Source organism: Kitasatospora sp. NPDC059812, from assembly GCF_042732075.1.
GTDB lineage: Bacteria > Actinomycetota > Actinomycetes > Streptomycetales > Streptomycetaceae > Kitasatospora.
Genome location: NZ_JBHWIO010000126.1, coordinates 1 through 6,511, shown reverse-complemented (window position 1 = coordinate 6,511; position 6,511 = coordinate 1). Strand labels below are relative to the sequence as shown.

Sequence of the window (6,511 nt, the reverse complement as noted above, 5' to 3'; positions counted from 1 at the left end):
CCCCCACCCCCCCAACCGCCGCCGTGGTCGCCCCACCGACCACGGCGGCCGGGTCCGTCCTCCCCGACACCGCCCGACGGGCGGGCGTCCGAAGGCGGACCCAGGCCGCTCAGCCCCAGGGATTGTGCTCGTGCGATCCGCTGACCGCGGTACGGAACGTGGTGTGCTCGATCATCTCGTACGGACTCCAACTCCTGGACGGCGCGGCCGGTCGGCAGCGGCTGAAAGGATGGCTGAAGCCTGGCAGCCCCGGCCATCGGCCCGCTATCGACGCCCGGTGTCGACGTCCGGTGTCGACGCCCACTGGGTACGCCCGCTGGCGACGCCCGCGCCCGGCCGGACGGCACCGGCTTCGGCGCCGCCGGGGCGCCGGGGCGGTGGGGCCGGCTCGGTAGGATCCCTGGCATGGGTGCGCAGGAAGAGGCGTGGGACACGGACGCGGCGGAGCGGGCGGTCGCGGTGCTGAAGGCGGTCGCCGACCCGTCCCGGTACCGGCTGCTCTGGGCGCTGACCCGGCGGGAGCTGCCGGTCAGCGAACTGGCGGAGCTGCTGGGCGCGCACGTGGCGGCGACCTCGCAGCACCTGGCCAGGCTGCGGGCGGCCGGGTTGGTCGTCTCGCGCCGGGAGGGCACCCGGATCTTCTACCGCGCCGCCGAGGTGCGCGGCCTGCTGACGGAGGCGGCGCTGATCGCCAACGACCTGCCCGGGCGCGGTGACGGCGGCGACGGCGGCGGTACCGGCCCGGCCGCCGCGACGGCCGAGCAGCCGTTCGCCCGCGCCGTCCGCTCCGCCCGCCGCCGCCCGGCCACCGGCCAGGCCTGACTCCGGCGCTTCAGGCCGTCTCCTCGTCGAGCCGGTACTCCCGCAGGGCGGCGTCGTAGCCGAACAGCCCGGCGTAGCGGCCCCAGTCGGTGGCGGTCTCCAACTGCCGGTCGACCTGTTCGCTGGTGTAGTGGTGGGCGAGCAGGTCGCGGAAGAAGCCGGCGTGCACGGCGGCGCCGGGGCGGCCGCGCAGGCCGTTGGTGATCAGCCGGACCAGCGGGACGTCCACCGCGGCACCGGCGAAGATGGTCCGGGACTCCTGGACGTCGGCTCCGGCGAAGGCGGTGCCGGCCTCGGTGAGCAGCAGGTCGTCGCCGTGGATCTCGGCGAAGCCGAGCAGGTCGAGGGCGTCGAGCTGGGGGAGCATGTCGTCGATGTCGAGGCCGAGTTCGTCCGCGAGGTCGGCGAGGTCGCAGCAGCCGCCGCGGTGGGCGATCATCGCGGCGAGGCCGGCGAGGCCGTCCACGCTGGCGGTGGGCAGCGGGGTGTTGGCGACGGTGCGCCGGTCGGGCCGGGCGCCGTCGGCGCGGCCGGGCAGCCGGGTCTCCTTGGGGCGTCCGGTCATGATCCGGTAGACCCGGTCGACGAGTTCGTCGAAGGCGGCGGCGTCGCGGTCGCGGGGCCGGTCGAGGTCGACCTCGACGGTCTCCCGGATGGTGCCGTACGGGCGGGAGCCGAGGACGACGATGCGGTCGGCCATCAGGACCGCCTCCTCGATGTTGTGGGTGACCAGGACGACGGCGCGGGTGGGGAACTGGCCGGACTCCCACAGTTCCAGCAGCTCGCCGCGCAGGTTCTCGGCGGTGAGGACGTCCAGCGCGGAGAAGGGCTCGTCCATCATCAGCACGTCCGGTTCGACGACCAGGGCGCGGGCGAAGCCGACGCGCTGGCGCATGCCGCCGGAGAGCTCCTTGGGGTAGGCGGACTCGAAGCCGGCCAGGCCGATCAGGTCGATGGCCTGGACGGCGGCCTCGGCGCGCTCCCGGGGTGGCACGCCGCGGGCCTCCAGGCCGAGTTCGACGTTCTGCCGGACGGTCAGCCAGGGCAGCAGCGCGAAGGTCTGGAACACCAGGGCGGTGCCCGGGTTGGCGCCGGTGAGCGGGGTGCCGCGGTAGGCGACGGTGCCGGAGCTGGGCGGGATCAGCCCGGACAGGCAGCGCAGCAGGGTGGACTTGCCGGAGCCGGAGCGGCCGAGCAGGGCGACGATCTCGCCGGCCCGGACGGTGAGGTCGATGCCGGACAGCACGGGCAGCGCGCCGTCGGCGCCGGCGTAGGCCTTGGTGAGGCCGACGGTCTCCAGCAGGACCTCGCCGTCGGCGGGGGAGAACACAGCAGCAGCAGCATCAGCGGCGGCGGGCGGTGCGGGGCGGGCGGCGCGCGGGAACGGGAAGCGCATACGGGGACCTCCGGGGCGGGGAGCGGGCGCGGGTCAGAGCGAGTAGCGGCGCTCGGCCAGGCGGTAGAGGCGGCGCCAGAGCAGCCGGTTGAGGGCGACGACGTACAGGCTCATCACCGCCACCCCGGCGAGCAGGTGCGGGTAGTCGCCGCGCTCGGTGGCCCGCGCGATGTACGCGCCGAGGCCGGTGGCGGTGAGCGTGGTGCCGCCGAAGGTGACGACCTCGGAGACGATGGAGGCGTTCCAGGCGCCGCCGGAGGCGGTGAGGCCGCCGGTGACGTAGGCCGGGAAGATCCCGGGGATGATCAGCCGCCGCCAGCGCTGCCAGCCGCGCACGCCGAGGTCGTCCATGGCCTCGCGCAGGTCGGTGGGGATGGCCATGGCGCCGGCGATGGTGTTGAACAGGATGTACCACTGGGCGCCGAGGGCCATCAGCAGGACGCCGCCGAGGTCGATCGACAGCCCGGTCCGCAGCAGCAGCCAGACGACCAGCGGGAAGAGGAAGTTGGCCGGGAAGCTGGCGAGCACCTGCACCAGCGGCTGGGCGATCCGGGTCAGCCGGGGGGAGAAGCCGATCCGCACGCCGACCGGCACCCAGACCAGGGTGGCGACGGTCACCAGGACGACGACCCGGGCGAGCGTGGCGAGGCCGAGCAGCAGCGGTTCGCCGAACACGCCGAGGCCGGTCGCGCCGTGCAGGTAGCGGCCGAGGTCGACCAGGCCCCAGAGCACGAGGCCGCCGGCGACGGCGGCGAAGGCGGTGTCCCCGGCGCGCCGCCGCCCGGGGTCGACGGCCAGCGGGCGGTCGTCGGTGCCCAGCAGGCGCCCGGCCCGGGAGAGCGCCCGCCACCCCGGGCGCAGCAGCCGGCCGAGCAGTCCGGGCCAGTGCGAGCGGCGCAGCAGGTCCAGCACGACGGAGCGCTGCACCTCGGTGGCCTCGGACTGCTCGTTCTTGAAGCGTTCGGCCCAGGCGGTGAGCGGGCGCCAGAACAGCAGGTTGACGCCGACCACCAGGACGGCCATGGTGGCGATCGCCCAGCCGACCCGGCCGAGGTCGCCGGCGGCGATGGCGGCGCCCGCGTAGGAGCCGACCCCGGGCAGCGCGTAGCGCTGGTTGTCGACGCTGATCGCCTCGGAGGCGACCAGGAAGAACCAGCCGCCGCCGAAGCTCAGCATGCCGTTCCAGACCAGGCCGATCATGCCCGAGGGCAGTTCGACCTTCCAGAACCGCATCCACCGGGTGAAGCGGAACGAGCGTGACAGCTCGTCGAGTTCGGGCGGCAGCGAGACCAGCGAGCAGTAGAAGCCGAAGGTCATGTTCCAGGCCTGGGAGGTGAAGATGGCGAACACCGCCGCGCACTCCAGGCCCAGCACGGAGCCGGGGAACAGGGCGAGGAAGCCGGTCACCGCGACGGTCAGGAAGGCGAGCACCGGCACCGACTGGAGGATGTCCAGGGCCGGGATCAGGACCCGCTCCAGCCGGCGGCTGCGGGCCGCGGCGTAGGCGTAGCCGAAGGTGAAGACCACCGACACGGCGAGCGCGGCGAACATCCGCAGCAGCGAGCGCGCCGCGTCGTACGGCAGCCGCGCCGGGTCGGTGTCGACCGCCGCGTTCCGGCCGGTGGAGAACCGGACGGTGGTGCCCTGCCCGACCCGCAGCGCGAGGTAGAGCAGCACCAGGACGGCGGCCGCGACGAGCGCGTCCGCCCAGGTCATCCGGGCCAGGCGGGCGGCAGTCCGGGACGGCAGTGAGCCCCGGGCGGCGCCCGGGGCCGGCTTCGGCAGGGTCATGGGGTGCACCTCCGGCGCGCACCCGGGGCCCCGGGGTCGGGAGAGGTGCGTGCGACGTCAGCGGGATCGGGACGAACGCCGCGTCCCCCCGGGCCGTCGCGTCAGGCGCGCGGGCGGGCGTGGGGGAGGCGGCCGGTACGGCGGCGCGTACTGGGAGGGTCTTCGCCCATGGCCGCCTCCTCCGGTGGTGTCGTCTGGTGCCGTCCCGGCCCGTCCTGCGGGCCCCGGGCAGTCTGCTCCTTCGGTACGTCCGTAGGCAAATGGATCCGGGGTTCCTCCGCGCGCCGGCTCAGGCCGTTTCGACGAACTCCAGCAGGTTGCCGACGGGGTCGGTGGTGTAGAAGCGGCGCCGGGGCGGCAGGCTCTCGTCCCACACCACGAGCACGCCGAGCTCGGACAGCCGCGAGGCGAAGTCGTCGATCTCGGAGACCGCGATGCCGGGGTGGGCCTTGGTGCTGGGGCGGAAGCGCTCCTCGATGCCGAGGTAGAGCCGGACCCGGCCGCCGTCGGCGGCGAACCAGCAGCCGCCGCCCTCGGTCAGCGGCCGGGGCTTGGGGATCTCGGCCATCTGCAGGACGTCGCCGTAGAAGGCCCGCAGCAGGGCCTCGCTGCCGGGGGGTGCGGAGAGCTGGACGTGGTCGAGGGCCGTGATCACTGCGGCCTCCTGTCGGGAGCGGTGTGGTGCCGGGCCGCGGTGACCAGCAGCCGGGCGGTCGGGGTGGACAGGTCGAGGTGGTGGGCGATCCACTGGGGGTCGTGCCCGTGGGTGGCGAACACCCAGGCGGTGTAGAGCCGGTTCAGGCCCGGGGCGCCGGGCGACAGCAGCAGTGGTCGGACCTGCTCCATCGGGAACCCGTCCAGGGAGCGGGCGCTGAACCACTGGGTGTCGTCCTCGCCGGGGGCGGCGGGTCGGGCGGTGCCGCGCCCGCTGCGGGCGAGCAGCAGGGCGAGGAGCAGTCCGGCCGCCGAGGCGCCGATGAGCACGCCGGAGAGGAAGAGCCGCAGCCGCCCCGGGGCGACGCCGACGGCGATCCCCTGGAGGGTGAGGAGGAGCAGGACGCCGCACAGCGCCGTCCCTCTGCTGGTCCAGGGGAACAGGGCGGTTCTGGTCACGGCGGTGTCCTCCTTCGGTGGGGTGGTGGCCGGCGGGGTGCCGCCGGGGCGGGCGATCGGGCCTCGGGCGGCGCAGTCGGACGGCGCGGCCGGACGGCGGTCAGGCGACGCGGGTCAGGCGGGGGTCGTACTTGTAGCCGATCTGGCGGACGGTGGCGATCGCCTCCCGGTGGCCGGGGCCGAGCTTGCGGCGGATCCGGGCGATGTGGGTGGCGATGGTGCGGGTGTCGCCGGTGTCCGGCCGGCCCCAGACCGTCTCCATCAGCTGGCGGCGGGAGTGGACCCGCAGCGGGTTGTCGACCAGGTGCGCGAGCAGCTCGAACTCCAGGTAGGGGAGTGCCAGTTGCTGCCCGTCGACGGTGACGGTGCGCTGTTCGGGGTCCACCACCAGGCCGGTGTCCGGGTCGACGGCGGGCCGGGGGGCCGGTGCGGGGCGCGGCCGTCGGGGCGGGGCGGCGGCGGTGTGGTCCGAGAAGATGGCTTCGAGCCTGGGGTAGCGCACGGCCATGGCGGATGCTCCTTCGGCGGGTCGGTGCGGGGTCGGTGCGGATCTGTACGCATCGGTACGGGTGGTCAGCGGGCGGGGTGCCAGGGGTGCCAGGAGGCTTCCAGCCGGGCGGTGCCGTCCGGGGCCGTGACGGTCCGCCAGCTGGCCCGCAGCCGGGCGGGGCGGTCGGCGGAGGCGGTGGCCGGGGCCGGGGCCCGGGCCGTGACGGCGTGCAGGACGGGGCTGTCCAGCGGGCTCTCCGCCAGGCGTCGGCCCACGGCGGCGAGCGCGGCGCGCAGGCGGCCGCGGCCGGCGGACGGGAGGGAGGGGTGGAACGCGGCGACGATGGACATGGCAGGTCACCTCCGTGACAGGACAGCGGGTGGAGGGGTGCGCGAGGGCGCGGGTGGTGCGGTCGGCGGGGCGTCAGCCGTGCGGCCGGTGGCGGGCGGCGGCGCGGCTGAGGCGGCGCGCGGCGGCCGGCGGGAGGTCCGCGAAGTCGGCGAGCCAGTCCGGGCGGTGGCCTTGGCGGGCCAGCAGGTAGGCCAGGTGCACGCGCGGCTCGTACGCGCAGGCCCGGGTGTTGGGCGTGCCGGAGTGCGGGCAGACGCCGGGGTCGTCGAGGCGGTAGTTCCTCTCGACGCCGTCGTGCAGGGCGAGGCGGACGCGCGGGCAGTGGTGGTGAAGGGCGGTGCGCATGGCCGTACTTCCTTCCTTCCCCGGGTGCGGGGCGGTCGAGGTTTCCGGGTCGGGGCCGGGGCGGCGGTACTGTCGGGCGCCGCCCCGGCGGCGGCTCAGTGGTTGAGCGCGGTTTGGACGATCTTGATGATGACCATCACCATCGCGACCAGGAGGTAGGCGCGCAGGGCGCCCATGCCGACCTTGCGGGCGGTGGACATGAC

General features: G+C 75.2%; 8 protein-coding genes. 1 reads left to right on the top strand and 7 read right to left on the bottom strand.

What is annotated here, in order from left to right; all coding sequences use genetic code 11:
* The first annotated feature begins 405 nt into the window (after positions 1–405).
* Positions 406–822 (top strand): metalloregulator ArsR/SmtB family transcription factor, encoded by a 417-nt coding sequence (locus ACFV6D_RS36430; protein ID WP_063349734.1) that lies wholly within the window; start codon positions 406–408, stop codon positions 820–822.
* A 10-nt stretch (positions 823–832) separates the two neighbouring features.
* Here the strand turns inward: ACFV6D_RS36430 and ACFV6D_RS36425 are convergent, their stop codons facing one another.
* From ACFV6D_RS36425 to ACFV6D_RS36395, 7 genes are all read right to left on the bottom strand, one after another.
* Complete coding sequence (locus ACFV6D_RS36425; protein WP_380563022.1) at positions 833–2,218, bottom strand: nitrate/sulfonate/bicarbonate ABC transporter ATP-binding protein; 1,386 nt, start codon at positions 2,216–2,218, stop codon at positions 833–835.
* Positions 2,219–2,251: 33 nt separating this feature from the next.
* Positions 2,252–4,009, bottom strand: coding sequence for an ABC transporter permease (locus ACFV6D_RS36420; RefSeq protein WP_380563020.1), 1,758 nt, complete (start codon positions 4,007–4,009; stop codon positions 2,252–2,254).
* 289 nt (positions 4,010–4,298) lie between these two features.
* Complete coding sequence (locus ACFV6D_RS36415) at positions 4,299–4,664, bottom strand: hypothetical protein (protein ID WP_063349737.1); 366 nt, start codon at positions 4,662–4,664, stop codon at positions 4,299–4,301.
* Entirely contained in the window at positions 4,661–5,122 is a 462-nt protein-coding gene (locus tag ACFV6D_RS36410) for a hypothetical protein (protein WP_107452946.1), read from the bottom strand. Before ACFV6D_RS36410 ends, ACFV6D_RS36415 begins: the two co-directional genes overlap by 4 nt.
* A 100-nt stretch (positions 5,123–5,222) precedes the next feature.
* Complete coding sequence (locus tag ACFV6D_RS36405; protein WP_063349738.1) at positions 5,223–5,630, bottom strand: winged helix-turn-helix domain-containing protein; 408 nt, start codon at positions 5,628–5,630, stop codon at positions 5,223–5,225.
* 65 nt (positions 5,631–5,695) lie between these two features.
* Positions 5,696–5,962: a hypothetical protein gene (locus ACFV6D_RS36400; protein ID WP_380495717.1), complete on the bottom strand. Its 267-nt coding sequence runs from the start codon at positions 5,960–5,962 to the stop codon at positions 5,696–5,698.
* A 73-nt stretch (positions 5,963–6,035) separates the two neighbouring features.
* The gene (locus ACFV6D_RS36395; protein WP_063349740.1) at positions 6,036–6,308 is read right to left on the bottom strand and encodes a hypothetical protein; all 273 of its coding nucleotides are present in this window, start codon (positions 6,306–6,308) and stop codon (positions 6,036–6,038) included.
* Between the last annotated feature and the right edge of the window lie 203 nt (positions 6,309–6,511).

Coding starts and splice junctions, on each gene's coding strand:
- ACFV6D_RS36430 (WP_063349734.1), top strand. CDS start 406: ATGGGTGCGCAGGAAGAGGCGTGGGACACGGACGCGGCGGAGCGGGCG.
- ACFV6D_RS36425 (WP_380563022.1), bottom strand. CDS start 2,218: ATGCGCTTCCCGTTCCCGCGCGCCGCCCGCCCCGCACCGCCCGCCGCC.
- ACFV6D_RS36420 (WP_380563020.1), bottom strand. CDS start 4,009: ATGACCCTGCCGAAGCCGGCCCCGGGCGCCGCCCGGGGCTCACTGCCG.
- ACFV6D_RS36405 (WP_063349738.1), bottom strand. CDS start 5,630: ATGGCCGTGCGCTACCCCAGGCTCGAAGCCATCTTCTCGGACCACACC.
- ACFV6D_RS36400 (WP_380495717.1), bottom strand. CDS start 5,962: ATGTCCATCGTCGCCGCGTTCCACCCCTCCCTCCCGTCCGCCGGCCGC.
- ACFV6D_RS36395 (WP_063349740.1), bottom strand. CDS start 6,308: ATGCGCACCGCCCTTCACCACCACTGCCCGCGCGTCCGCCTCGCCCTG.